Origin of the sequence: Acetobacter persici, from assembly GCF_018256955.1 — a bacterium.
In the GTDB taxonomy this organism is placed as follows: domain Bacteria; phylum Pseudomonadota; class Alphaproteobacteria; order Acetobacterales; family Acetobacteraceae; genus Acetobacter; species Acetobacter persici.
On the sequence record NZ_JAERKU010000008.1, the window covers coordinates 67,584 to 93,704 of the forward strand.

A 26,121-nucleotide genomic window follows, 5' to 3' on the forward strand; every position below is an offset into this window, starting at 1 on the left:
CGAATGACAATTTTTGCTCCCTGGGCGGAAGAACCGCCTTTGCGCCACCTGTTTTTGAAAAACATGGTGCTCGACGCCCATATTGGCGTGTTCCCGCATGAGCAGGGGGTCACGCAGCGCATCCGCGTGTCTGTCTCTTTTGGTGTGCTGGACCGGAATGATCTGGAAGTAGGGGCGGATGATCTGAGCCGCACCGTTTCTTACGAGGATGTTGTGCTGCTGGTGCGCCGTATTGTGCAGGAAGGTCATGTGCAGCTTGTGGAAACGCTGGCGGAGCGCATTGCCGCAGGCGTTCTGGCCGATGCTCGCGTCCGGGTTGTGCGTGTGTGCATTGAGAAGCTGGATGTGTTTGAAGAAATTGAAGCTGTGGGTGTGGAAATAGAGCGCCGCGCCTGACTATCGGGCACAAAAAAAGCCCGGAGAAAACCGGGCTTTCAAAGGCGTATCACAAAAGAGTGATGCAGGCCTACGCAGGGGCCGGGACGGACCCGGCTCCCTGAGCTGCCTCAGGAATCGTGTTCGTCCGAATCCGTGCTGACGTCGATGTCAGAGCTGATGTCATCATCATCATCGTCCAGATCGGACGTGTCTTCCATCACATCATCATCGTCACCGTCCGTATCATCATCGGTGTCGATATCGATATCGTCATCATCTTTCTTGGGCGGAAGCTGCTTGTCTGCATGCGGTGTCAGACTGTCAGAATTGCGACGCAGACGGGAGACAAGCTCCGGCTGTTCCGTGCCGCATTTCGGGCAGACGGCGGGAGACCTGTTCAGGTCATAGAAGCGGGCACCGCAGGACACGCAGACGCGTTTGGTGCCGAGATCGGGCTGGGACATCTTGCTACCTGTCGATCCTGGTCAGACATTGGGACAAAGCGTGTCCCGGAAAAGGACGATTCCCTGAAGACCGCGGCGCGGAAGGGGAACAGTCCAGACGTATTAAGGCGAGGCCACATGCCATTGCACAGGGGTCCTGTCAAACCCTGAGTGCCGGTCGGGCCTCTTTTTCCGTAAAAAAGACGGTGTTTTCCCGTCCGCCGGATTGACTTACGGCAGGACAAGCCGGAATGAAATGACCATGACAAAGCCTTCTGCTTCCTCCAGCGCTCTGCGTGTTTCCCGCCCTGCGTCCTCCCTGACCGGCAGAATTGCCGTGCCGGGTGACAAATCCATCAGCCACCGCGCTCTGATGTTTGCGGCCCTCGCCCGGGGCGAGACACGGATTGTCGGCCTGCTGGAAGGGGAGGACGTGCTGCGTACGGCCGACGCCATGCGTGCTCTGGGCGCCAAAATCTCACGCGAGGATGATGGCCGCTGGCATGTGCATGGCTGTGGGCTGGGTGCCCTGCGGGAACCGGCGGATGTGCTGGATATGGGCAATTCCGGCACGGCGGCGCGCCTGCTGTCCGGCCTGCTGGCCAGCCACGGGATTATGTCTGTCATGACCGGGGATGCCAGCCTGCGCCGCCGCCCGATGAAGCGCGTGATGGACCCGCTGGCAGGCACAGGGGCTACCTTCCTCGCGCGGGATGGCGGGCGTCTGCCGCTGGCTATTCAGGGTACTGCGCAGCCTGCCCCGCTGTCCTACCGTCTGCCGGTCGCCTCCGCGCAGGTGAAATCCGCAGTGCTGCTGGCAGGCCTGAATGCCGCCGGGGTGACACAGGTGGAAGAACCGGTGCCGACCCGTGACCATACGGAAAACATGCTGCGGCATTTTGGCGCACATGTGACGGTGGAGGAAACGCCAGAGGGTGGCCGCCTGATCCGGCTGGAAGGGCAGCCGCGCCTTGTTGCGCGGGATGTGACGGTACCGGGTGATCCGTCTTCCGCCGCGTTTGTGCTGGTGGCGGCGCTGCTGGTGCCGGGGTCCGATGTGACGATCACCAATGTGGGCCTCAACCTGCTCCGCACGGGTCTGTTTACCACGCTGCGGGAAATGGGTGGGCGTCTGGATATTCTGGATGAACGCACGGAGGGTGGTGAGCCGGTGGGAGACCTGCATGTGCGGGCGTCCTCCCTTCAGGCGGTGGATGTGCCGGCCGACCGCGCCCCCTCCATGATTGATGAATATCCCGTGCTGGCCGTGGCGGCTGCCCATGCTACAGGCATTTCCCGCCTGCGCGGGCTTGCGGAACTGCGTGTGAAGGAAAGCGACCGTCTGGCCTCCACCGTGGCGCTGCTGGAAAATAACGGGGTCCGCACCCGTATTGACGGGGATGATCTGATTATCCACGGCACAGGCGGCCATATTCCGGGTGGCGGGCTGGTGGAAACCCATATGGACCACCGTCTGGCCATGAGTGCGTCCGTGCTGGGGCTGGTGGCGGAAAAGCCGGTCGATATTGACGATACCGCGTTTATTGACACCAGCTTCCCCGGCTATTTCGCGCTGATGAACAGCCTTGGCGCAGGGTTTTCAGCGTGATGCGCGGTGGTCCGGTTCTGGCGGTTGATGGTCCGGCAGCCGCGGGGAAAGGCACGCTGGCCAAGCGGCTGGCGGCGGAACTGAACCTGCCGTATCTGGATACAGGGCTGCTTTACCGCGCCGTGGGGCGTCTGGTGCTGGATGCCGGGCAGGACCCGGCGGCTCCGGCGGAGGATTTTGCCCGCAGGCTGACGGCGGACGATACGCAGCGCAAAGACCTGCGGACGCAGGAGGTTGCCCGTGCGGCCAGCCTTGTGGCTGCCCAGCCGGGCGTGCGCAGTGCGCTAGTGGACACACAGCGGCGGTTTGCGCAGGCGCGCGGCGGGGTGCTGGATGGCCGGGATATCGGCACAGCCATTTTTCCGGATGCGGATGTCAAACTGTTCATTACGGCCTCTCCGGCCACGCGGGCGCTGCGCCGCTTTTTACAGCTTGGGGAAGACCCGGCGGCGGATGATGCAAAAGCCCGGCTTGCGGAGATGGAAGCTGCGCTGAAAGCGCGCGATGCGGCGGATGCCGGGCGTGAGGCCGCACCGATGCAGGTGGCGGACGACGCCGTTGTGATTGAGACCGACACTCTTGGCGCGGACGATGTTCTGGCCGAAGCCCTGCGGGTTGTGCGGGAGCGACTCGGCGCCCGCGTGGCCTGAGGGCCGCCGGGGGCTTTCAGGAAGTTCTCACGAAATCAATAATTTTACCCGCACCCCCCATTAAAATCCTGCGGATTGTGTTGACAAGCCGCGGCTGGAGGGTGTCTCTGCCCTCAGATACCTGTTGTGTGCAGCAGGTTTCCTTTTCAGTCAGGGTCGCGGGAGAAAAGACGGACCACCGTGTTCGCTCTTTTAAGTCCGTGGCAAGTCGTGCTGCCGCATGGCGGCGCGCAGGAAGTGTCGGCTTCATTCCGGGCCGATGCAGGATTTACAGTTACACATGGCTTCAGCCGCAACCCCGGCCACGGACCATTTCCGTGGCGAAGATTTTGCTACCCTTCTGGACGAGACCCTCGGCCGTGACACCGGCTTTGACGGGTCCGTGGTGCGTGGACGCATTGTCCGCCTGACCGACGAATTCGCGATTGTCGATGTTGGTCTGAAGAGCGAAGGCCGCGTTTCCCTGCGCGAATTTGCTCCTCAGGGCGTGACCCCCGACGTAAAGCCGGGTGACGTTGTTGAGCTGTATGTTGAGCGTTACGAAGACCGTGACGGCAGCATCGTGCTCTCTCGTGAAAAAGCCCGCCGTGAAGAAGCCTGGACGAACCTTGAAAAAGCGTTCGAAGCAAACCAGCGCGTCAACGGCACCATCTATGGCCGCGTTAAAGGTGGCTTCACGGTTGATCTGGGTGGCGCCATGGCGTTCCTGCCCGGCAGCCAGGTTGATATCCGCCCGGTGCGTGACGTCAGCCCGCTGATGGGTGTTCCGCAGCCCTTCCAGATCCTGAAAATGGATCGCGCACGTGGCAACATCGTTGTCTCCCGTCGTGCCGTTCTGGAAGAAACCCGTGCAGAACAGCGCAGCGAACTGATTCAGGGCCTGACCGAAGGCATGATTCTGGACGGCGTTGTGAAGAACATCACCGATTACGGTGCGTTCGTTGACCTCGGCGGCGTTGACGGCCTGCTGCATGTGACTGACATCGCATGGAAGCGCATCAACCACCCGTCCGAAGCGCTGCAGATCGGCCAGCCGGTCCGCGTGCAGGTGATCCGCTTCAACTCCGATACGCAGCGCATCTCCCTCGGCATGAAGCAGCTTGAAGCTGATCCGTGGGAAAATGTTGCCCTGAAGTACCCGCCGGGTGCGCGTTACACGGGCCGCGTGACCAACATCACCGATTACGGCGCATTTGTTGAGCTGGAACCGGGTGTTGAAGGTCTGGTGCACGTTTCCGAAATGTCCTGGACGAAGAAAAACGTCCATCCGGGCAAGATCGTCGCTACGTCTCAGGAAGTCGACGTGATGGTTCTGGATGTGGACAGCGCGAAGCGCCGCATCTCTCTGGGCCTCAAGCAGGTTCAGCGCAACCCGTGGGAGCAGTTCGCGGAAGAGCACAAAATCGGCTCTACCGTAGAAGGCGAAATCCGCAACATCACCGAATTCGGTCTGTTTGTTGGTCTCTCCGCAGACATCGACGGCATGGTTCACATGTCCGACCTGTCCTGGGACGAAACCGGCGAAGAAGCCATGAAGCACTACGAAAAGGGCCAGGTTGTCAAAGCCAAGGTTCTGGACGTGGATGTTGAGAAAGAACGCATCTCTCTCGGTATCAAGCAGCTTCAGGAAGACCCGGCCGCTGACGTTCTGACGAGCGTTCAGAAAGGTGCCATCGTGACCTGCACCGTCACCGCCGTTCAGTCCAACGGGATTGAAGTGAAGGTTGACGATGTTCTGACCGGCTTTATCCGCCGTGCGGAACTGGCCCGTGACAAGGCTGAGCAGCGTCCGGAACGCTTTGCGGTTGGTGAACGCGTGGATGCGAAGGTGGTCTCTGTTGACCGCGCTGCCCGCAAGCTCGCGCTGACCATCAAAGGTCGCGAAGTTGAAGAAGACAAGCAGGCTATCAACGAATACGGCTCATCCGACAGCGGTGCGTCTCTCGGTGATATTCTGGGTGCGGCCATTCGTCGTCGCAACACGGATAGCTAAGACGTCCGGATTTTCTGGCGGAGCGGCCTTCTGGCCTGCTCCGTCGGAAGAGACAGCGTTCAAGCAAGCCTCTCAAAAGGCGGTGTCGGAAACGGCACCGCTTTTTTTGTGTTTTATGGCCATGATGCTCTCCATCTTCCAGTTTGTGATCACTCTCCGCCGGGCGCGGGGTTGTCTGGCAGGAACGTGCGTGGGAGCGTGGAGCCCCCTTAAAACAGGAGTGATGAGTCCATGACGTCTCGCCCGCTTTCTGGCTGCCCGCCTGTAATTCCCTCGCATGCTGAGTCCTTCAGCCCATCCGGGTGTGATGCCCGGAACGCGGCTGTGGTGAGACAGAGGCAAGGCGCGGGCGGCCTGCACCGGCAGGCTGAGGGCCAGCAGCAGCAGCTTGGGCGCAGGCGGCTTCTGTCGTCTCTGCTGCTGGGCGGGAGCATTGTCCCTGTGGCCGCAGGCCTATTGCGGGCGCCAGAAGCACGGGCGGCGCAACAGCCCGCGCAGGGCACCGTACAGGGAGCCGTACAGGGTGGTGGCACCCCTACAACCGGGGTGAATGGTGATCAGGGGTATGAATCCGCCGGATCGTTTGAAATTGTTGCTGATTTTTACGGTCCCGGCCCGTCCGGCGTGGTGGTGACGGACGAGGGGCGTATTTTTGTGGGCTTCCCGCGCCATGCCGTAAACCATAAGGGAGCCACGCTGGGGGAACTGGTGCAGGGGCGTGTGGTGCCATGGCCCACGGCGGCCCTCAGCCTGCCGTCTTCTGCCGCCCCGGCGGACCGGCTGATGTCCATCCACGGGATGACCATGGATACGCAGGGCCGGATCTGGGCGATTGATGATGGTAAACTGGCAGGCCAGCTCTTGCAGCCGGGTGCCGCCAAGCTGGTCTGTTTTGAGCCTTCTACCGGCAGGCTGGTGCATAAAATTGTGCTGAAGGCTCCGGCTCTGCTGCCAGACAGCCACATGAATGATCTGCGCGTGGACCTGACGCACGGGCAGGCGGGCACGGCTTATGTAACGGACAGTTCTTTCGGGCACAGCCCGGCACTCGTGGTGGTGGATATTGCCTCAGGCCAGCAGCGGCGTGTTCTGGCGACCCATCCTTCCACACAGGCGGAGCCGGGCTTTATGGCGGTGGTGGAAGGGGTGCCACTGGTTTACACGCCCGGTAAGCCACCGCGCTTTGTGGTGGGGGGCGCTGATGGCATTACGCTCAGCCCGAAGAGCGACCGCCTGTTTTACGCTCCGCTGACCAGCCGCAGACTATACAGTCTGCCGACCACGCTGCTGGCCGACCCGACTGTGACGGAAGCCGCGCTGGCCGCAGCCGTGAAAGATGAAGGGGAAAAAGGAACAGCCGACGGGCTGGCGACCGATGCGCAGGGACGGATTTATACAACAAACTTCGAGCAGGATTCCATTTTGCGGCGCAATACAGACGGGTCTTTCGACCTGATGGTGCATGACCCGCGTGTTCTCTCACCTGATGGGATTTTCTGCACAAAAACGCATGTTTATTGCACATTGGGGCAGTGGAACCGTCTGGCCAGCTTTAATGGCGGGCAGGATAAAAGAAAGCCGCCCTACCACCTGATCCGTTTTCCGATCGAACCTGTTGCTGCATATAACGCCGAAGAGAAAATCTGAGAGTATGTTTTTAATTAAAGGGTTTTCTATTGTGAGCTTATAAAAATATAATTTTCTGTGCTGTGCTGTGCTGTGCTGTGCTGTGCTGTGCTGTGCTGTGTCTGCTTTGAGAGCCTCACAAAGCAGACATATGCAGGTAGAGCAGCTCCAGAAAATCAGCCAGAGATTTCAGGGGTTTTTTCTGTTCAAGGCAGTCTTTTGCAAACAGAAGGGCTGCTTTCTGGCGCGTGGTGCGCAGAGAAGGGTCGGTCAGCACTGAAAAATCGGCCACATGGGCATAGCCAATGGTGCGGCGGATGATTTCTGCGGCGCAGAAGCCCACAGTATCCTGAAAAATATTTTGAATAAAAAGAGATTTTTCAAAATTCTGCGTGGATTTGTCTGTGGTGGCATAATAGAGCGTTGAGCGGTCCTCCGCCCATTCTCTGTCCTGCCAGAGAGCGAGGAAGCCTTTTTTGAAACTTGTCCAGAATGTCTGGATCATATCCAGATGCAATGCCTGTCCGGCCCGGTCGGGCGTTGCGAAGAGGCTCAGGATCAGGTTGCCAGTAAAAAGCCCGGCATCAAAGCCAATGGGGCCATAGGTGGCAAATTCCCCGTCAATAATTCTTGTATCGGTGCCATCGGTCATGATGGAGCCGGTATGCAGGTCCCCGTGCAGCAGAGCCTGCGGCGCGCTTAAAAAACGCAGACGCAGACTATCACTACGCGCCTGCACGGCCGGGCTGGCGCGCAGGGCGTCTACAATGGGGGTGATCTGCGGGTCCGCCCAGTGGTTGCGTGGGTGGTCATGATATGGGTCTGTCAGCACCAGATCGACCGTAATGCGTGTGAGCGTCTGGTTGCGCGCAAAGCAGATCCGGCGGTCCATAATCCGTTCAAACGGTTCTGCCAGCAGGGATGTTGCGAACGTGCTGCGCGCAACAAAATCGCCCACCTGTGCGGCAACAGACGGGTAAAAATGTCCGGCCATCATGGCGGTGCGCATCACGGTGTGCCCGGAAAGGCCCGGCACAATCAGAATAAACTGCTCTGCGTCAAAATGCAGACATTCGGTCGTCAGGTCCGGCACATGCGGAAACACGGCGCGCAGATAGGCGGCTTCAAAAAACGTGCGGTCAAGCGGCATTTTCCATGAGGGGTCTACCCGCACATGCGGAAGAGACTGCTTCAGACAGACGCTGCCCTGGGGACCTTCCGCCAGAAACACCATGTTGAGGTTGCCGTCACTGACTTCCCACACCCGCCATGCATCCGGTGTGCCCCCAAGGCGCGCCGCAATGGCTGGGAGTGTTGCAAGAAAGGTCCGGACGCCTTCAAGGTCCAGAGGGGTGTAGGAAGAAGCCTGCTGCGCGTTTGGCGTCGTCATGGTGTTTCTGTTGTTCCGGACTTTGGTGTGCCTGTGGGGGGAAGGCTGCCTACACAGCACAGAAAATGCTCAGGCAGAGCGTTGCGGCTCTGCCCGAAAAACACCTTAATCGAGACAGGCCTGTTTGAAAGCCTGAAACGCCCGCGCCCGGTGGCTTATGGCGTTTTTCTCGGCCTCTTCCATTTCGGCAAAGGTCCGGCTTTCTCCCGTGGGGGTAAAAATCGGGTCATAACCATGACCTTTTTCACCGCGCGGGGGCCATGTGATGCTGCCATCCACGCGCCCTTCAAAGCTGCGGGTGGTGCCGTCCGGGTAGGCAAGACACAGCACACAGATAAACCATGCGTCGCGCTCGTCAGAGCCGATGCCGTCTTCAATCCGGGCCATGGCGGCGGGGAAGTCTTTGTCCGGGCCAGCCCAGCGGGCTGAGTAAATGCCCGGAGCGCCGCCCAGTGCGCTGACGCACAGGCCGGAATCATCCGCCAGAGCGGGCAGACCCGTTGCCCTGGCCGCCGCCAGCGCCTTGATGGCGGCGTTCCCGGTAAACGTGGTGGCGGTTTCTTCCGGTTCCGGCAGATTGAGGTCCCCGGCGGACAGCACGGTCACCCCAAAATCCGCCAGCAGGGTCGAAAATTCGGCCAGCTTGCCTGCGTTATGGCTGGCCAGAACCAGTTTACTGCCTGCTTCCAGCTTATCAGCCTCCAGTTTGCCGGGCGTCATGTCAGCGGTTCTCCGCGGTTTCAACAGCCAGCGTCTGGGCGTCAAACAGGACGGACACGCCGGTGCGGGCCAGTGCAAACAGCTCGTTAAAGGCATCTTCCGTAAACGGAGACTCTTCGGCTGTGCCCTGAATTTCTACAATGCGGCGGTCGGCTGTCAGCACAAAATTGGTGTCAGCGGCGGCGGCGCTGTCTTCTTCATAGTCCAGATCCAGCACCGGGCCCGCCTTGGTCAGGCCGCAGGACACGGCGGCAACCTGCCCGCGCAGCGGCATATGGGTCAGCACGTTTTTGGCCACAAGCTGGCCAAGGGCCAGACGCAGGGCCACCCATGCCCCGGTAATGGAGGCGCAGCGTGTGCCGCCGTCGGCGTTCAGAACGTCACAGTCCAGCGTGATGCTCATTTCCCCCAGAGCGGCCAGATCCACTACGGAGCGCAGGGAGCGGCCAATCAGGCGCTGGATTTCCTGCGTGCGGCCAGACTGCTTGCCTTTGGCGGCTTCACGGTTGCCACGGGTATGGGTGGCGCGGGGCAGCATGCCGTATTCCGCCGTCACCCAGCCGGTGCCCTTGCCGCGCAGGAAAGGCGGCACGCGGTTTTCAACACTGGCGACGCAGAGCACTTCCGTGCCGCCGACGCGGATAAGGGCCGAGCCTTCCGCGTGGCGGGCAAAGCCGGTTTCAATGGTGACGGGGCGCATCTGGTTGGGCTGGCGGCCGGACGGGCGCATGGGGAACTCCTTAAAACAATATGGTCTCTGCACATAAAGCGGTTTTGGCAGGAGTGAAACCTTGGAGCCGCACCATTGTTTTTCTTGTCATACCGGACGCAGATGCGCAGAAGCAGAAAGATCCTGTTGTGAAGGAGGAGGTCTGACCCTCATGAAACGTGGTCTGCACCCAGCAAAGCCTGTTCTGCCGCCGGGGCTGGATACCCGCTCCGCCACCATTCTGCGGGAAATTGTGGAGGAATATGTGGCCAGCGGCGAGCCCGTTGGCTCACGCACGCTCTCCCGCAGGCTCGGGCTGCCGCTCTCCCCGGCCACGATCAGGAATGTCATGGCCTCTCTGACGGAAGCAGGCCTGCTGTTTTCCCCGCATACGTCTGCGGGGCGCCTGCCGACGGAGGCCGGGCTGCGTCTGTTTGTGGATGGCCTGTTGCAGTTTGGCAGCCTCTCGGAAGAAGAGCGGCGCGGGATTGGTCAGTCTCTGGAGGCACGCGGGCGGTCTTTGCAGGATACGCTGACGGAGGCGTCCTCCCTGCTGTCTGGGATGTCCGATGCGGCCGGGCTGGTGATTGCGCCAAAAGGTGAGGGTGGCGTCAAACATATTGAATTTGTGGCGCTGGGCGGCAACCGGGCGCTGGTTGTTCTGGTGGGCACGGACGGGCATGTGGAAAACCGGGTGATTGAAACGCCCGTCGGCATGCCGCCCTCGGCTCTGGTGGAAGCCGCCAATTACCTGAACGCGCATGCCCTTGGGGCAACCCTGCCGGACCTGCGGGAGCGGGTGGGGGCAGATATTACGGAAAACCGGAGCGCGCTGGATCAGTTAACCACAGACGTGGTGGAAAGCGGTCTGGCAATCTGGGGTGGTGGGGATGAAGAGCGCGGCGGCACCCTGATTATTCGCGGGCAGGGCAAACTGCTGACGGATGTGGACGGGCAGGAGCGCCTGCTGGCCATTCAGGCGCTGTTTGAGCGGCTGGAGCGGCAGGAAACCATGCTGCGGCTGCTGGAACTGGCGGAAAATTCTGAAGGTGTGCGGATTTTTATCGGCGCGGAAAGCGGATTATTTGGCGGCACGGGCATGTCCATGGTGGTGGCCCCCGCCCGGAATGAGGCCAACCGGATTGTCGGCGCGATTGGTGTTATTGGCCCGACACGCATCAATTATGGCCGGATTATCCCGGTTGTGGACTATACAGCCCGCTTTCTGGGCGAAATGCTGGGATAAAAGACAAAATTCGCCATGATGTGGTCAGGAAGAGCGACGAGACTGAAGACGGCAGCGCATGAGAATGGTAAAGGACCTGCATGACAAGAACTCCGTCTTCTGGTGAACCCGGGTCTTCTTCCAATAAAAACGAGGGGAGAGAAGCCTCTTCCCGTCACGGCCCTGCATGGCGCAGGCCGCGTTTCCGCCAGTGGCGGGGGCTGCTGGGGACGGTGGCGGCCCTGGCACTTGTCGGCACGACAGGGGCTGCGGTTATCGTCTGGACCCAGTATGAAGGCATTGTGTCTGACCTGCCGACGGTTGAGGGCCTGCGGACCTATCAGCCGCCGGTGATGAGCCGCCTTTATGCGTCGGATGACCGGCTGATTGCCGAACTGGCGGATGAACGCCGGGTTTTTGTGCCGTACAGCGCTATTCCGGACCGGGTGAAAAACGCCTTTATTGCCGCGGAAGACCAGAAATTCTGGAGCCATAAGGGGGTTGATCCTCTGGCAATCGCACGCGCCGGACTGACAGACCTTACACGGGGCAAGGGACGCAGGCCGATCGGGGCCTCGACCATCACGCAGCAGGTGGCGCGCGTCATGCTGCTGGGCAGTAACGCGGTTTCCATGAAGCGAAAGGCCAAGGAAGCCTTTCTTGCCATGCGGATTGAGCAGGTTCTGCCCAAAAGCAAGATCCTCGAAATCTATCTGAACGAAATCTATCTGGGCAGCGGTGCTTACGGCATCGGGGCTGCCGCGCAGACCTATTTCAACAAACCTCTGGACCAGCTTGATGATGCGGAGGCCGCCTTCCTTGGGGCGCTGCCCAAATCCCCCACCAACTATAATCCGGTTCGCTTCCCCGAGGCCGCGCGCGGGCGCCGTAACTGGGTGCTGGAACGCATGGCCGAGACAGGCGCGCTGACGCACGAGGCTGCGCGGGCTGCGGAAGCGGAACCGCTGATTCCGCATAATTTTGTGCGCCCCGGCCCGGCCCCCGGTTCTGAATGGTTTGCTGAGGAAGTCCGTCGCCAGCTTCTGGAAAAATATGGTCAGGACATGACCATGCAGGGCGGGCTGGATGTCCATACCAGTCTGGACCCGTCCCTTCAGCTCACAGCGCAGACAATGCTGCGGCAGGGGCTGATGGCGTATGACCGCGCGCACGGTGGCTGGCGTGGCCCGGTCAGGCATGTGGAGACCATCAGCGCATCATCCTCTCAGGAGGACTGGGTTGCGGCTCTGAAAGCCGAAGTGGCCCCGCTGGGAATGCTGGACCAGTGGCGTCTGGCGGTCGTGCTGGACCCGGCGCATGGCCGGGTTGGCTGGCTGGAGGGCGCTGTTGTGCGGCGCGGTGCCACCATGCAGGGCGGGACCCCGCAAACGGGAGAAATTCAGGACCGCGATCTGGCGTGGACGCGGCGTTTCCGTCTGCTGAAGGCAGGGGATCTGGTGATGGTCGAGCCGCAGGCCGGGAGCAGCCGCGTCGGCCTGATGCAGGTGCCGCATGTGGAAGGCGCTGTGGTGACGCTGAACGCCCGCACCGGGCGCGTGCTGGCGCTGGTGGGCGGCTGGTCTTTCCAGACGTCCCAGTTTGACCGTGCAACACAGGCGCTGCGTCAGCCCGGCTCCTCCTTCAAGCCGTTTGTCTATCTGCAGGCGATGGAGCAGGGCATCTCACCCTCTCAGTCGTTTGATGACTCGCCAGTGTCCTACGGCACATGGCACCCGAACAACTATGAGAAAGATTTCTGGGGCCCGACGTCCCTGCATGATGCTTTGCGGGAATCCCGCAATCTGGTGACTATCCGTCTGGCGGCCCATATCGGCATCAAGAATGTGGCGGATATGGCGACCCGAATCGGGCTGGTGGATTCCATGCCGCATGTGCTGCCCGCAGCACTGGGGGCTGTGGAAACAACAGTGCTGAAAGAGGCCGGAGCGTATGCGTCACTGGCCGCAGGGGGCCGGAAAGTCACCCCGACCCTGATTGATGACGTGCAGGACCGTGAAGGCCATGTGATCTGGCGTCCGGAAGGAATTTCTCTGGTCGCGGCCTCGGCTCAGGCGGCTGAAGCGGCGGCGGGTGCCAGTGCGGGCGGCCCCGGTGCGGCAGCAGGTCCGTCCTCTGCCGCAGGGGCTTCCGATACGGATGCGGTTTTCCCGGATGCCCCTAAAGGGGTCGATGGCGCAAAAGGACCGGCCCCGGCGGCAGCCCCCGTGCAGAATGATGCGGTAAAGTTCGTCATGCCCGGACAGGATGAAATTCCTGAAGTGCAGGATAACCGCCCGCGCGTGGCGTCCGAACAAAGTGCTTTCCAGATCACTACCATGTTGCAGGATGTTATCCGGCGCGGGACGGGTGTTCAGGCCGGGAAGGGGATTGATTATCCGCTGGCCGGGAAGACCGGCACCAGCCAGAACTTTAACGATGCATGGTTTGCAGGCTATTCGCCCGATCTGGTGACTGTGGTGTGGATTGGCTTTGATACGCCGACATCACTGGGCAAGAACGAGACCGGTGGCACCATTGCCGGGCCGATCTGGAACAAGGTGATGAAAACCGCGGTGGAAGGCCGCCCGAAGCTGGATTTTGCTGCGCCGGAGGGCATCACGCTGGTGCGGTATGATACAGGCCGTGGCGTGGCGATTGATGCCTTCAAGCCCGGCCAGATTCCGGGTGTCAGTGTCAGTCTTGCGGATAACGGCGCCTCGCACGAGCTGACGGCGGCGGATACCGGGGCTGAAAACATGGCGGATTCGGAAAGTGATATGGCCGCCGGGGCAGGCCAGTCCGGCGCTACGGCCGCCGGGTCCGGCCAGCCTGCGTCTCCCGGCGCGCCAAAAGCGCCTCCGGCCGCGTCCGGGGGTGACATTGGCATGGGCGGCCTTTATTGAGGCCGTTCGCAAACACACGATTTATAAAGACCTGATGGAGAGACGGCCCGATGTCGGCTGAGACAGAAGCCCTTAATGAACAGATCAAGCAGTCGGTGGCACTGCTGAGGAGGCATCTTTAACTGGGATGTCGCTCAGGCCCGACTTGCCGAACTGAACAACCGGGCAGAAGACCCGGATTTATGGAATGATTCCGACGCAGCCCAGAAGCTGATGCGGGAACGCACCCTGCTGGCCGGGCAGGTTGACGGTGTGCAGAAGCTGGAGAGCAGCGTTCTGGATACCTGTGAGCTGGTTGAACTGGCGGAAGCGGAAGGGGATACGGAAGTGGTGGCGGAAGCCACGGCGGCCCTGAAAGCTCTGGCGGAAGAGGCCAAGCGGCGCGAGACGGAAAGCCTGTTGTCTGGCGAGGCGGATAGCAATGACTGCTATCTGGAAGTCAACGCCGGTGCCGGCGGGACGGAAGCGCAGGACTGGGCCGAGATGATGCTGCGCATGTATACCCGCTGGGCGGAAGCTCATGGGTATAAGGTCACGCTGATGGAAAGTTCGGAAGGCGAACAGGCAGGGCTGAAATCGGCCACCATGCTGGTTTCCGGCCCGAACGCTTATGGCTGGCTGAAGACGGAGGCCGGGGTGCATCGTCTGGTGCGGATCTCCCCGTTTGATGCCGCGGCCCGCCGGCAGACGTCCTTTGCGTCCGTCTGGGTGTATCCGGTGATTGACGATTCGATTGAGATCGAAATCAATGATTCCGATCTTAAGGTGGATACCTTCCGGGCTTCCGGCGCGGGTGGCCAGCACGTCAACAAGACCGATTCGGCCATTCGTATTACCCATATCCCGACCGGGATTGTGGTGGCGTGTCAGACGGACCGCTCCCAGCACCGTAACCGTGCAACCGCCATGCAGATGCTGCGGGCGCGGATGTATGAGGTGGAGCTGCAAAAGCGTGAGGCTGCTGCCGCCGCGACGGAAGCCGCCAAAACGGATATCGGCTGGGGGCACCAGATCCGCTCTTACGTTCTGGCTCCGTACCAGATGGTCAAGGATCTGCGGACCAATGTTGAAACCGGAAACCCTGCCGCTGTGCTGGACGGGGATCTGGATGCCTTTATGGCTGCCGCTCTGGCGGCGCGGGTCGGGGCGACCCGGTCTGAAGCAAGTGCAAACGCGCAATAAACTGCACGTTTGCAACGGGTTAAAAAACGGGCTCCTCTGGGGCCCGTTTTTTTATATTGCGTGGAGAACGGGAACCACGACAGATTCAGGAACGTTACAAAGAATTTTTTTTTAAATTCAAATGGGCTCAAAACAGGCATGAATGACCCTGATTCTGGCACATCTCAACAGAAAGTGGCTTTTTTCTGCGGATCTGGATGATATGCCTGTTTTGTGGGCCGTCTGCATTGAAAGGGGGCAGTGTTCATTTTCGATCAAGAACATTCTTGACATATTTGCTGTCAAATTGCCCAATCAGGGTCAGGAAGATGGCAGCCATGCAGCTCTGTCAGTCTATCCAGTGCTGAGGCACGAAATGTTGGTGCAGGGCCATCAGTTTTTGATGCCATAGATCAGGTGATGGCGCTGGCCAGTGTTTCTTTGGCTGGCGTGGAAGAAGGAGGATGTAGAAATATGAAGGACCACGCGCAACAGCAACAGAGTCCGGTGCGCTTTGTCGTCGGAACAGGAGCTGTTGTCGGTGTTGTTGCTCTGCTGGTTGTAATTCTGCTGCATCTCTTGGCGGTTATGGGACTGATGTTCGGTATGGGGACGTCTGCGAGCGTTCCGGTTTCGCATCCGCCGATCAAGACCAGAATTCTGCCACCGCCGCCGCCTAAACCGCCGATCAAGCATGTGGCCCGGACGCCGCCCAAAAAGGCGACGCCCCCGCAGACGACAACGGCTCCGGCACCACCCGTGTCGAGCGAGCCTGCCTCAACTGCGGCACCGACCAATTCGCCGGACACATCGGCTGGTACATCGCCGCTGAACAACGCCCGGCCCGTCTATCCGCCTGATATGGAGGAAGACAATATTGAAGGTCGTGTGACGGTTGCATGTGACGTGGAGACAACGGGGATGACGAGCAACTGTTCTGTTCAGTCCGTGCAGGGGGGACAATCCTTCGCACAGGCTGCTCTGGATTACGTTCACAAGGCCCGGTATCGCCCGGCCATGAAGAACGGTGTGCCCGTCAAGGAGCTTCACAAGGTGTATGTGATCAGGTTCAGACTGGATGACTGATCCCGGCATTGAGCCGAACTCTGCAGAAAACTGCCTGGTGCCGGGAGGCTCCGTCACCAGGCCGACAAAGATAAGGATTTTTAGGTACATGATCAGACTGTCTCGTCTTCCAGTGTCGGGTCTCGCGGTTCCGGCCCTTGCGGTCATGCTGGGCACGGCGACACCGGTTCTGGCTCTGGCTCAGGATGCTCCGGCTCCTGCTGCATCAGCGCCTGCTGCTCCTGCTGCTACGGATAACACCGCAGCGCCTGCCGCTCCTGCTCCCGATGCAGCAGCTCCGGCCCCGGCTGACACGGCTGCTCCTGCTGCCCCGACGCCTGATGCCTCCGCACCTGCGGCCCCCGCAGCCGATGCCCCGGCTCCCGCTGCTGATGCGCCCGCTCCGGCAGCCGCAGCTCCGGCCACAAAAGAAGAAGCCAACCCGTACGGTCTTGGCGCTCTGTGGTCCAACGGTGACATCATTGCACGTGGCGTGCTGATGATCATGCTGATCATGTCCCTGGGCACCTGGTTCATCATGATCACCAAGTTCATCGAACAGGCTCGTCTGTTCGCTGCCGCTAAGGAAGCCACCAAGCAGTTCTGGACGAAGAGCACCATTCAGGAAGGTGCTGCCGCCCTGAAATCCACCTCTCCGTTCCGCTACATTGCTGACACCGGCATTGTTGCAGCCGAACATCATGAAGGCACGATGCAGGAATCCATCGACCTGAACAGCTGGACCTCCCTGTCCATTCAGCGTTCGGTGAACAACATCCAGAACAGCCTTCAGTCTGGTCTGGCCTTCCTGGGCACCGTGGGCTCCACCTCTCCGTTCGTTGGTCTGTTCGGCACCGTCTGGGGTATTTATCACGCCCTGACAGCCATCGGCATTGCCGGTCAGGCTTCCATCGACAAGGTTGCTGGTCCGGTTGGTGAATCTCTGATCATGACGGCTATTGGTCTGGCGACCGCTGTTCCGGCCGTGCTGGGGTACAACCTGCTGGTGCGTCGTAACAAAGGGGCTATGGACCGCGTGCGTGATTTTGCTGCCGACCTTCAGTCCATCCTGATTGGTGGCCTGCGTCATGGCGCCGGTGCAGAAAGCATTGTTGTCCGCGCTGACAACTCTCCCACCACCTCAACCATCTCTAACCGGGTAGGTTAATCATGGGTATGTCTGTCGGAGACAGCGGGGGCGAAGACGACGTCGTATCGGCGATCAACACAACTCCCCTCGTTGATGTCATGCTGGTGTTGCTGATCATCTTTCTGATCACAATTCCGGTTGCAACCCACACGGTCAAGGTAACTTTGCCGAAGGATATGAACCAGCCGACACAGACAAAGATGTCTAACGTCGTGCTTGCAGTGGCGGAAAACGGACAGGCATACTGGGACGAAACGCCGCTTAAGGGCCGGGCTGATCTTCTGGACCGGCTTGAAAAAGCGGCGGTTCAGAAACCGCAGCCGCAGATTCAGATCCGTGGCGACGTGAAGAGCCGCTATGAGTCTGTCGGCAAGCTGATTGAGGCCTGTCAGGAAGCTGGTATCTATCATATCGACTTCATTACCGAGCGGCCAAAAACCAACTGACCGAGTAGGGGTTCCACCTCCTCCTCCCTGAGGGGAGGGGGTGGGCTTCAGTCCACTATCCCGCGTCCGGCCTGGTTTGGACCGTGCCGTGGAACCAGAGTTTTAAGAGAGTGACACCCCATGGGCATGAATGTCGGATCGGAAAGCACGACGGAAGACGAAGGCATTGTCGATATCAACACCACGCCGTTGATCGACGTGATGCTGGTTCTGCTGATCATGCTTATCATCACAATTCCGTTGCAGACCCAGGCCGTTTCCATCGACCTGCCGCAGGGCAACCCGCCGCCTTCCACGGTTGAATCGCCCGTGGTGACGCTTGCGGTTGACTTTGACAACAGCATTACCTGGAACGGGCAGCCTGTTACTAGTGAGGAAGATCTTCAGGCGCGCCTGCGCGAAGCGGCAACCGGCCCGGAAGATCAGCAGCCTGAAGTGCATTTGCAGCCAAACCGTCTGGCCGATTACAAAACGGTAGTGCATGTTATGGCAGACGCCCAGCGACTTGGCGTGACCAAGCTTGGCATTATCGGGCAGGAACAATTCGCAGAAGGTCAGTGATCTGATGTCATCTCGTCTTTTACGCGTCGCACTGTTTGCAAGTGCCGCATTTGCTCTCTCCTACCCCGCAGCGCAGGCTGAGGATGTGCTTGGAGCAGATGTCGGCAAAGCCTTGCAGCAGGCACAGTCAGCTCTGTCCGCGCACGATTACACCAAGGCTATGGCTGCGGTGAATGCTGCTGACGCGGTAAAGGGCAAGAGTGACTACGAGTCCTACACCATTACCCAGATGCGCGCGGCTGTGGCGACACAGGGCGGCAATCTGGATGTGGCTACTCAGGCTTATGACAAGCTGATTGCGTCCCCGCGTACACCCAAAGACACCAAGCACCAGATGCTGATGTCTGAAGCAACAATGGCTTACACCGCCAAGGACTACCCGCGCGCGGTTAAAGCCATTGAGCGCTACCAGAAGGAAGTGGGCTCAAACCCCACAATGGATACGCTTCTTGCGCAGTCCTATTACCTTCAGAAAGACTACCCGAATTCCGTTCGTGTGCTGAAAGAGCAGATAGGGCAGGAGATCAAGGCGAAGAAAACGCCGGCAGAATCCCAGTTGCAGATGCTGGGTGCCAGTGCGACCGCCATGAAAGATTCTGCAACCACCACACACGCCTATGTGCTGCTGGCGACGTATTACCCCAAGAAGGAATACTGGGCGCTGCTGCTGCACGAACTGATTGTGAACCCCAAAATCCCGACGTCTCTCCAGCTTGATGTCTATCGCATCCGTCTGGCTGCCGGAAATGTGTCTCAGGCGCGTGACTTCATGGAGATGACGGAAATCGCCATGCAGTCCGGCATGCCGCAGCTTGCGCTGGATCTGATGAATCAGGGCTATCAGGCCAATGTGCTGGGGCAGGGAGCGGAAGCTCCGCGTCAGGCTCGCCTGAAAGCCATGGTTGAAAAATCCGTGGCGGACAAAAAAGCCTCTCTCGCGGCGGATGAAGCCGCAGCGCTCAAGCAGAAAACTGGTGATGATCTGCTGACGGTTGGCTACAACACGGTCACCTTCGGTCAGGCCGATAAAGGTCTGGGCCTGATGCAGCAGGCTATTGCCAAGGGTGTTGCGGACGTGAATGTGGCCCGTCTCCACTACGGTCTGGCTCAGCTTGCTGCTGGCAAAAAGGCGGATGCAATCGCCACGCTGAAAACGGTTGATGGCGGCGGCGGTGCTCAGGACATTGCTCAGCTCTGGGTGCTGAAGCTCACCGCAGCTAAATAAAAAGTTCTCTCCCTTATGGAGTGTGGAAAAGGTCGTCTTTTCAGACGGCCTTTTTTATTGTTCGGGTTTTTCTGAGGGATGCCTGACTGAAAAAATACGATATATTTCCCTTGTATGTGTGGTGGGGCGGATGGCACAGCGGGCTCATGAAATCCTCACTGCCTTTGCCCGTTAAACATTCTTCCGACATTTCCGTGCGTCTGGCGCGGTATGAAGATGTGGTGCTGTTGCCGGAGATTGAGCGGTCTGCGGCGCAGAGCTTCACAAGCATCCCTTCTCTTGCGTGGATTGCCGAAGGTCCGTGCCTTCCGGTGGAGACGCACATGGCCAGTCTTGAGGCTGGAACATGCTGGGTGGCGGTGACGCAACAGGGCCGCCCGGTAGGGTTTCTGACAGCCGAGCGAGTGCGGGACCGGCTGCATATTCTGGAAATTTCCGTAGAAGCCGAGGCTCAGGGGCGCGGGGTTGGCAGAGCGTTGCTGGCAGCGGTGCGTCAGGCGGCACAGCAGGGCGGGTTTCAGCGGATTACCCTCACCACCTGCCGGGACGTACCCTGGAATGCGCCGTTTTATCAAAAAATAGGTTTTGAAATTCTTGAGGAGCAGGCGCTGGAGCCAGACCTGCGTGCTGCTCTTGCGGAAGAAGACGAGTGTGGGTTTCCGCCCGGCACACGGTGCGCCATGCAACTCCGCCTTCTGGAATAGCTCCTGCTTGCTAAAAGTCCGGGCACGGGGTTGACGAGTGCTGACATGGGTTTAGGGAGCGGGCTCACGGCTCACGGCTCACGGCTCACGGCTCACAGGCCCAGACTCCAACGGTTGGCGGACAGTCGGCAGTCCGGACCGTGGGGCTGGGTAAAAAATGGGCGATGCTGGTCTGGAGCGATGCTCAGAGCTGGTTCAGCCGGGTTTTTATCCCCGGCTTCCCGCAGTATAGTTCAGCCAGTTGTGGTGCTGGTGGCAGGCGTCTGGCGGACAACGCTGGCCGGGTTTGCCGGGGCCTGCGTATGGGGTGTCCAGCCGCCACCCAGAGCGCGATAGATGGTGATCAGATTCTGGTATTTGGAGACCGCAACCATGATTTGCATCTGTTGCGCCTGTAGATATGAGCGCTGGGATTCCAGCGTGGTCAGATAGGAATCAGACCCGGCGTTAAACCGCATTTTTGCCAGGCGGAAAGCATCGGCGGAGGACACAACCAGATCATCCGCCTGCTTCTTTTCGTCCAGATAGGCTTCCCGTGCGGCCAGTGCATCCGCCACCTCACGGAAGGCGGACTGCACCGTTTTTTCATAAGTGGCAATCTGCACGTCGCGCTCGGCCTTGGAGGCCTTCAGGTTCCCGCTGTTCATGCCCCACGTCCAGAGCGGGATTTGCAGCGAGGGATTCAGCCCCCACGTGGTGGCCGCAGCAGTAAACAGTTTATGGAACTGCAAGCTGGAAACACCATCATTTGCCGTCAGTGTCAGGCGCGGGAAGAACGCGGCGCGTGCCGCACCGATATTAGCCTGAGCCGACAGCAGATTATGCTCGGCCGAGACAATGTCTGGCCGCCGTTCCAGCAGGTCTGAGGGCAGGCCTGCGGGCAGGTCCGCCAGCAGGGTCTGCTCGCCCAGAGGCCGTGCCGGTGGCAGGTTCGTCGGGATAGGGGCGCCAATCAGCAGAGAAATCAGGTTTTCATCCTGCTCCACTTTCCGGCGGGAATCGGCGCGCAGGGCCGCACTCTGCTGCACCTGTGTTTCTGCCTGCCGGACGGTCAGCAGGTTTTCTTCCCCATGCGCATATTTGGTGCGGGTCAGATTCAGGGTGTCCTGCTGGTTGGCCAGCGTTGTGTCGGCCAGAGCCAGCGTGTCCCGGTCCCCCAGCCATGTGACATAGGCTGTGGCCACCTGCGAGATAATGCTGATGAGCATACTGCGCTGGGAGGCTTCCTGAGACAGGGCTTTTTGCGCGGCGGCCTGTGTCAGGCTGCGGATACGGCCGAACAGATCAATCTCGTAGGAGGAAAAGCCGATCCCCCCCTGATAATATTTAAAGACCCGACCTCCGCCAAAAGGATCTCCGCTACGGTTCTGCTCCAGACCGGGCGCAAAGCTGAGGCCCGAGGCACTGGCCGGTGCCTGATAGATCGGGCCGCCAGTGGCGGAAATAGTCGGGAAGAGGCCCGCATGCTGCACATCATACTGCCCCTGTGCCTGCATGATGTTGGCGGCGGAAATGCGCAGATCCCGGTTTTCGCGGATGGCGATGGTGATCAGCGCCTTCAGCCGTGCATCGGTAAAGAAATCTTCCCACCCGATATCATAGGCCGCCTGTGCGATTTTTGGTGCCCCGGTGTTCTGGTAGCCCGGCCAGGTGGTGGCCAGCGGGGGAGCTGGCCGTTTGTATTTCGGGATCATCGTGCAGCCGGACAGCAGGCCAGCGGCCAGAGTCAGGCTCAGAGCACGGACGCGGCGCGAAGTGTATGACGAAAAATGTGTAGACATGCGCTTACTCGTTTCCGGAAGCTGACGGGGCAGAAGACGGAGCTTCCTGACGTTCGCTGATACGGCGGACCTTGAAGAGCCGCAGCACCACCACAAAGAAAACCGGCACGAAGTAAACGGCCAGCAGGGTGGCAGTCGCCATACCGCCCACCACGGCGGTGCCAATGGCCACGCGGGAGGCGCTGCCTGCACCCGTTGCAATGGCCAGCGGGAACACCCCGACGACCAGCGCAATGGACGTCATCAGAATGGGGCGCAGACGTTCGCGCGCGGCCGTCAGCACGGCATCCGTCAGGGACTCGCCGCGTTCAAAGGCCATTTTGGCAAATTCCACAATCAGAATGGCGTTTTTCACGGCCAGACCGACCGTGGTCAGCAGCCCCACCTGAAAGTAGACGTCGTTATCAAGGCTGCGGCACAGTGTTGCGGCAATGGCACCCAGAACCCCTAGCGGAATGACCAGCATCACCGCCAGCGGAATAGCCCAGCTTTCATACAGAGCCGCCAGACACAGCAGAATGACCACCAGCGCGAGTGCATAAAGCGGCCCTGTGGAAGAGCCGGACGCAACCTGTTCAAAAGACAGGCCGGTCCATTCATACCCTACGCCAGCCGGCAGTTTGGCCAGAACGCTCTTGATGGCGTCAATAGAGTCGCCCGAGCTGTAGCCGGGGGAAGGCTGGCCCAGAATTTCAAAGGCATTCAGGCCGTTATAGTTTTCCACTTTCTGCGGGCCGAGGTCCCAGTGCCCGGAGGCAAAGGCATTCAGCGGCGTGAGGGTTTGCAGGGCGTTGCGGATGTACCATTTGTCCAGATCGCTCGGCAGCATGCGCGCTTCCGGCACGCCCTGAATATAGACCTGCTTCACACGGTCATTCCGGGTGAACTGGTTGACGTAGATGGACCCCAGCGCCCCCTGAATGGTGGTGTTGATGTCATCAATCGTGATGCCCAGCGCGTTGGCTTTTTCCCGGTCGATGTCCAGATGGTACTGGGAGGCGTCTTCCATGCCGTTCGGGCGCACGGCCATCAGGCGTGGGTCTTTGGAGGCAAGGCCCAGCACCATGTTGCGGGCTTCCAGCAGCTTCTGGTGGCCCAGATGGCCGCGGTCTTCCAGCTCAAGGTCAAAGCCGGTGGCATTGCCCAGTTCCAGCACCGCAGGCGGGTTGATGGCAAAGATCTGCGCCTTGGGGCTGAACCAGAAGTGCTTCATGATCCGGCCGGCGATGGCGGAGGACGTCTGCGATGCCAGCGGGCGGTCTTTCCAGTCTTTCAGACGGATGAAGAACGCGCCGGAGTTCTGACCCTGCCCGGCAAAGTTGAAGCCGTTAATGGCGTAAACGGATTCGACCAGAGAGCCTTCGGCCTTGAGGACGTAGTCGGTAATTTCATGGTTGGCAGCTTCTGTTTCCGCCATAGGCGTGTTGGGCGGCATGGTAACCTGCCCGAAAATCAGCCCCTGATCTTCATCCGGCAGGAAGCCGCCGGGAAGACGCATGAACAGGAACACGGCCAGCGCGGTAATCAGGGCAAAACCCACCATGGAGAGGATGGTCTTGCCAATAAGGAACTGCACACCCCGCAGATACCCGTTGGTCAGGCGGTCAAACTGGCGGTTGAACCAGCCTGCCGGGCCTGTTGTTTTTTCATGCCCGCCCGCTTTGAGCATGGTGGCGCACAGGGCAGGGGTCAGCACCATGGCCACCAGAACAGACAGCCACATGGCGGCAACAATGGTGACGGAGAACTGGCGGTAAATCACCCCGGTGGAACCGGAGAATGCGGCCATGGGCAGGAAAACGGCTGTCAGCACCAGCACGATGCCCACAAGAGCGCCGGAAATTTCATCCATGGAGACACGGGCGGCATCCACGGGAGAAAGCCGTTTTTCCGTCATCACACGTTCAACGTTTTCCACCACCACGATGGCATCATCCACCAGCAGGCCCACGGCCAGAATCATGGCCAGCATGGTCAGCGTGTTGATGGAGTAGCCTAGGATGTTCAGCACCCCGAAGGTGCCCAGCAGCACCACCGGCACGGCAATGGTCGGGATCAGTGTCGCACGGAAGTTTTGCAGGAAGATCAGCATCACCACGAACACCAGCGCGATGGCTTCCAGCAGCGTTTTGACCACTTCCTCAATGGAGAGCACGATAAACGGCTCGGTATCCAGCGGATAAACCGTCTTCAGGCCCGGCGGGAAAAACTTTTCAAGCTGCGCCACCTGAGCGCGCACGGCGGCTTCCGTCTGCATCTGGTTGGCACCGGGGGCAAGTTTCAGCGCCATGCCGGAGGCGGGCATGTTGTTGTAGAAAGAGTTGGTATTATAGGTCTGCGGGCCCAGTTCCACACTGGCGATGTCCCCGATGCGGACCTGTGAGCCATCAGGCTGCACCTTGAGCAGAATTTTCCTGAATTCTTCCGGGGAGGTCAGGCGGGTCGGGCCGATGATGGTGGCATCAAGCCGGATCGCCTTTTTCGCGGGCAGACCGCCCAGTTCACCCGAAGAAACCTGAATGTTCTGCGTCTGGATTGCAGTCTGAACATCTTTGATAGTCAGGCCGTAGCTGTAGAGCTTGCCGGGGTCCATCCAGATACGCATGGCGTATTCAGACCCGAACAGGGTGTGATCCCCCACGCCGGAGACGCGGCTGAGCGGGTCGGAAATGCTGGAGGCGACATAGTCGGCAATATCACTGCCGGTCATGCTGCCATCGGTTGAGATAAAGGCCAGAACCATCATGAAGTTCTTCACGGCCTTGGTGATGCTCAGGCCCTGCGCCGTGACTTCCGGCGGCAGTTTGGGCTGCGCCAGTTGCAGCTTGTTCTGCACCTGCACCTGCGCGATATCCGGGTTGGTGCCCTGCGCGAAGGTGAGGTCAATTTCCATCATGCCCGAGGCGTAGGACTGGGCGGAAATATATTCCAGATGGTCCAGACCAAACATCTGCTGGAGGATAGGCCGCACGACCGTATCGTTCACCGTATCCGCGGAAGCCCCCGGATAGGTGACGGAAATGGCGATCTGCGGCGGGGCGATGCTCGGATACTGGGCGATGGGCAGCCGGAAAATGGACAGACCACCCACCAGCATGATGATCAGGCTGATCACCCACGCAAAAATGGGTCGATCAATAAAGAAACGCGAAAAAGACATCCGGTTACTGCCCTTTATTCTGGCTGGACGTGTCGGATGCTGCCGGAGGGGCTGCGGTTTCCGTTTCCGTGGGTTTGACCTTTGCGCCGGGTTTGATTTTCTGTACGCCGACGGTCACGACGCGTTCACCGGCTTTCAGCCCGGAGGTGACCAGCCAGTCTGTGCCAATGGCCTGACCAATCTGGATCTGGCGCAGTTCCACCGTATCGTCAGGTTTGACAACCCACACCTGCGGGTCCCCGTGTGTATTGCGGCTGACGGCCTGCTGCGGCACGAGCAGCCCGTTCGGGTCTGCCCCTTCATCAAGCTGTGCATGGACATACATGCCCGGCAGCAGGAGTTTATCCGGGTTGGGCATGAGCGCACGCACGACGACGGAGGCCGTGGAGGTATCCACGTTGACTTCGGAGAGGGCCATGCGGCCTGTATGTTCATAGGTGCTGCCGTCTTCCAGCGTCAGCGTAACAGGGACTTCCCCGTTTGCCTGACGGGTAATGCGGCCTTCCGCGAGTTCCCGCTTGAGGCGCAGCAGCGTGATTGCGGGCAGATTGACGTCCACATAAATCGGGTCAAGCCGCGTGACGACGGCCGTATTATCCGTCTGGTTGGCGGTGACGAGCGCGCCGACGGTAATGATGCTTCGGCTGATCCGCCCGGAGATGGGAGAATTCATGCGCGTATAGCCCAGATCAACCTGAGCATTTTCAACCTGACCTCTGGCTGTCAGGATCTGGCCCTGTGCTTCTTTTTCGGCAGCCAGCGCATCATCATAATCCTGATGGCTGACGGCGTGCGCCTGCACCAGAGATTTATAGCGTTGCAGTTTGGCGCGGGCGGTCACTTCAGCGGCTTCGGCCTGTGCAAGCTGGCCGCGTGCCGTGTCATACGCGGCCTGATAGCGGGAGGGGTCAATCTGATAGAGCTGCTGGCCGGCCTGCACGTCCGCACCTTCGGTAAACAGGCGTTTCTGAATAACGCCGGTCACCTGTGGGCGGACCTGAGCAATTTCATACGCATCCGTGCGGCCCGGCAAAATGGTATGCACGTTGACCGACTGCGGATGCAGGGTAATGACGCCGACCTGCTGTGGCGGCATGGCGGGCGGGGTCGCGGCTTTGCGGTTACAGCCGGACAGCGCCAGCAAAGCGACAGCAGAGAGCAGGACCGGGCGGAACGGGAGGGGATGCATTGTCACTCTGGCGGATCCTGCCTTTGGAAAACA

Annotated in this window: 22 protein-coding genes; 15 read left to right on the plus strand and 7 right to left on the minus strand. The window is 59.9% G+C overall.

All coding sequences use genetic code 11. The annotated features are described in order from the left end of the window. Positions 1–3: 3 nt before the first annotated feature. A complete protein-coding gene (gene folB / locus JK199_RS10360) occupies positions 4–396 on the plus strand; it encodes a dihydroneopterin aldolase (RefSeq protein ID WP_212375679.1) in 393 nt (130 codons plus the stop codon). Between the two features lie 110 nt (positions 397–506). On the opposite strand, the gene JK199_RS10365 is transcribed toward folB, so the two are convergent. Next, a complete protein-coding gene (locus JK199_RS10365; RefSeq protein WP_025828729.1) occupies positions 507–842 on the minus strand; it encodes an FYDLN acid domain-containing protein in 336 nt (111 codons plus the stop codon). 241 nt (positions 843–1,083) lie between these two features. Here JK199_RS10365 and aroA point away from each other — a divergent pair, with 241 nt between their 5' ends. The 4 genes from aroA to JK199_RS10385 all read left to right on the plus strand — a co-directional run bounded on the left by aroA (position 1,084) and on the right by JK199_RS10385 (position 6,720). After that, on the plus strand, positions 1,084–2,430 hold the full coding sequence (gene aroA, locus JK199_RS10370; protein WP_086655637.1) for a 3-phosphoshikimate 1-carboxyvinyltransferase: 1,347 nt from the start codon (positions 1,084–1,086) through the stop codon (positions 2,428–2,430). Further along, positions 2,427–3,080, plus strand: coding sequence for a (d)CMP kinase (cmk, locus tag JK199_RS10375; protein WP_208864064.1), 654 nt, complete (start codon positions 2,427–2,429; stop codon positions 3,078–3,080). Before aroA ends, cmk begins: the two co-directional genes overlap by 4 nt. A gap of 280 nt (positions 3,081–3,360) precedes the next feature. Further along, the gene (gene rpsA / locus JK199_RS10380) at positions 3,361–5,073 is read left to right on the plus strand and encodes a 30S ribosomal protein S1 (RefSeq protein ID WP_025829123.1); all 1,713 of its coding nucleotides are present in this window, start codon (positions 3,361–3,363) and stop codon (positions 5,071–5,073) included. Positions 5,074–5,304: 231 nt separating this feature from the next. Further along, positions 5,305–6,720, plus strand: a complete 1,416-nt coding sequence (locus JK199_RS10385) for a major royal jelly family protein (protein WP_244985067.1) — start codon at positions 5,305–5,307, stop codon at positions 6,718–6,720. Between the two features lie 115 nt (positions 6,721–6,835). Here JK199_RS10385 and mtnK read toward each other — a convergent pair whose 3' ends face one another. From mtnK to rph, 3 genes are all read right to left on the minus strand, one after another. Then, entirely contained in the window at positions 6,836–8,089 is a 1,254-nt protein-coding gene (gene mtnK, locus JK199_RS10390) for an S-methyl-5-thioribose kinase (protein ID WP_212375682.1), read from the minus strand. Positions 8,090–8,194: 105 nt separating this feature from the next. Continuing rightward, the gene (gene rdgB / locus JK199_RS10395) at positions 8,195–8,794 is read right to left on the minus strand and encodes an RdgB/HAM1 family non-canonical purine NTP pyrophosphatase (RefSeq protein ID WP_212375774.1); all 600 of its coding nucleotides are present in this window, start codon (positions 8,792–8,794) and stop codon (positions 8,195–8,197) included. A gap of 16 nt (positions 8,795–8,810) precedes the next feature. Continuing rightward, positions 8,811–9,539 carry a ribonuclease PH gene (gene rph / locus JK199_RS10400; protein ID WP_025829128.1) on the minus strand — a complete coding sequence of 243 codons (729 nt, stop codon included), beginning with the start codon at positions 9,537–9,539 and terminating at the stop codon, positions 8,811–8,813. A gap of 151 nt (positions 9,540–9,690) precedes the next feature. On the opposite strand from rph, the gene hrcA reads away from it, so the two are divergent. The 10 genes from hrcA to JK199_RS10450 all read left to right on the plus strand — a co-directional run bounded on the left by hrcA (position 9,691) and on the right by JK199_RS10450 (position 19,958). Further along, positions 9,691–10,764: a heat-inducible transcriptional repressor HrcA gene (hrcA, locus tag JK199_RS10405; protein ID WP_086656291.1), complete on the plus strand. Its 1,074-nt coding sequence runs from the start codon at positions 9,691–9,693 to the stop codon at positions 10,762–10,764. Between the two features lie 80 nt (positions 10,765–10,844). After that, a complete protein-coding gene (locus JK199_RS10410; RefSeq protein WP_212375685.1) occupies positions 10,845–13,646 on the plus strand; it encodes a penicillin-binding protein 1A in 2,802 nt (933 codons plus the stop codon). Positions 13,647–13,696: 50 nt separating this feature from the next. Continuing rightward, positions 13,697–14,828 (plus strand): peptide chain release factor 2 gene (gene prfB, locus JK199_RS10415; RefSeq protein ID WP_143217687.1). Its coding sequence is split into 2 segments (ribosomal slippage): positions 13,697–13,765 and positions 13,767–14,828, totalling 1,131 coding nucleotides; the frame shifts between segments, so codons are not numbered across the junction. Positions 14,829–14,970: 142 nt separating this feature from the next. Next, complete coding sequence (locus JK199_RS10420) at positions 14,971–15,219, plus strand: hypothetical protein (protein ID WP_077930804.1); 249 nt, start codon at positions 14,971–14,973, stop codon at positions 15,217–15,219. A 62-nt stretch (positions 15,220–15,281) separates the two neighbouring features. Beyond that, positions 15,282–15,893: an energy transducer TonB gene (locus JK199_RS10425; RefSeq protein ID WP_212375690.1), complete on the plus strand. Its 612-nt coding sequence runs from the start codon at positions 15,282–15,284 to the stop codon at positions 15,891–15,893. An 88-nt stretch (positions 15,894–15,981) separates the two neighbouring features. Beyond that, positions 15,982–17,040: a MotA/TolQ/ExbB proton channel family protein gene (locus JK199_RS10430; RefSeq protein ID WP_077930805.1), complete on the plus strand. Its 1,059-nt coding sequence runs from the start codon at positions 15,982–15,984 to the stop codon at positions 17,038–17,040. Between the two features lie 2 nt (positions 17,041–17,042). Beyond that, positions 17,043–17,468 carry an ExbD/TolR family protein gene (locus JK199_RS10435; RefSeq protein WP_025827128.1) on the plus strand — a complete coding sequence of 142 codons (426 nt, stop codon included), beginning with the start codon at positions 17,043–17,045 and terminating at the stop codon, positions 17,466–17,468. A 120-nt stretch (positions 17,469–17,588) separates the two neighbouring features. Beyond that, positions 17,589–18,029, plus strand: coding sequence for an ExbD/TolR family protein (locus JK199_RS10440; protein WP_025827126.1), 441 nt, complete (start codon positions 17,589–17,591; stop codon positions 18,027–18,029). Between the two features lie 4 nt (positions 18,030–18,033). After that, entirely contained in the window at positions 18,034–19,254 is a 1,221-nt protein-coding gene (locus tag JK199_RS10445; protein ID WP_212375693.1) for a tetratricopeptide repeat protein, read from the plus strand. Positions 19,255–19,400: 146 nt separating this feature from the next. After that, a complete protein-coding gene (locus tag JK199_RS10450) occupies positions 19,401–19,958 on the plus strand; it encodes a GNAT family N-acetyltransferase (RefSeq protein WP_212375696.1) in 558 nt (185 codons plus the stop codon). A gap of 233 nt (positions 19,959–20,191) precedes the next feature. Here the strand turns inward: JK199_RS10450 and JK199_RS10455 are convergent, their stop codons facing one another. From JK199_RS10455 to JK199_RS10465, 3 genes are read right to left on the minus strand one after another with little or no spacing between them, the layout of a single operon-like run. Continuing rightward, positions 20,192–21,739, minus strand: coding sequence for an efflux transporter outer membrane subunit (locus JK199_RS10455; protein WP_212375698.1), 1,548 nt, complete (start codon positions 21,737–21,739; stop codon positions 20,192–20,194). A gap of 4 nt (positions 21,740–21,743) precedes the next feature. Beyond that, positions 21,744–24,899, minus strand: coding sequence for an efflux RND transporter permease subunit (locus JK199_RS10460; RefSeq protein WP_086656296.1), 3,156 nt, complete (start codon positions 24,897–24,899; stop codon positions 21,744–21,746). 4 nt (positions 24,900–24,903) lie between these two features. Beyond that, positions 24,904–26,088, minus strand: coding sequence for an efflux RND transporter periplasmic adaptor subunit (locus JK199_RS10465; RefSeq protein ID WP_077930809.1), 1,185 nt, complete (start codon positions 26,086–26,088; stop codon positions 24,904–24,906). Between the last annotated feature and the right edge of the window lie 33 nt (positions 26,089–26,121).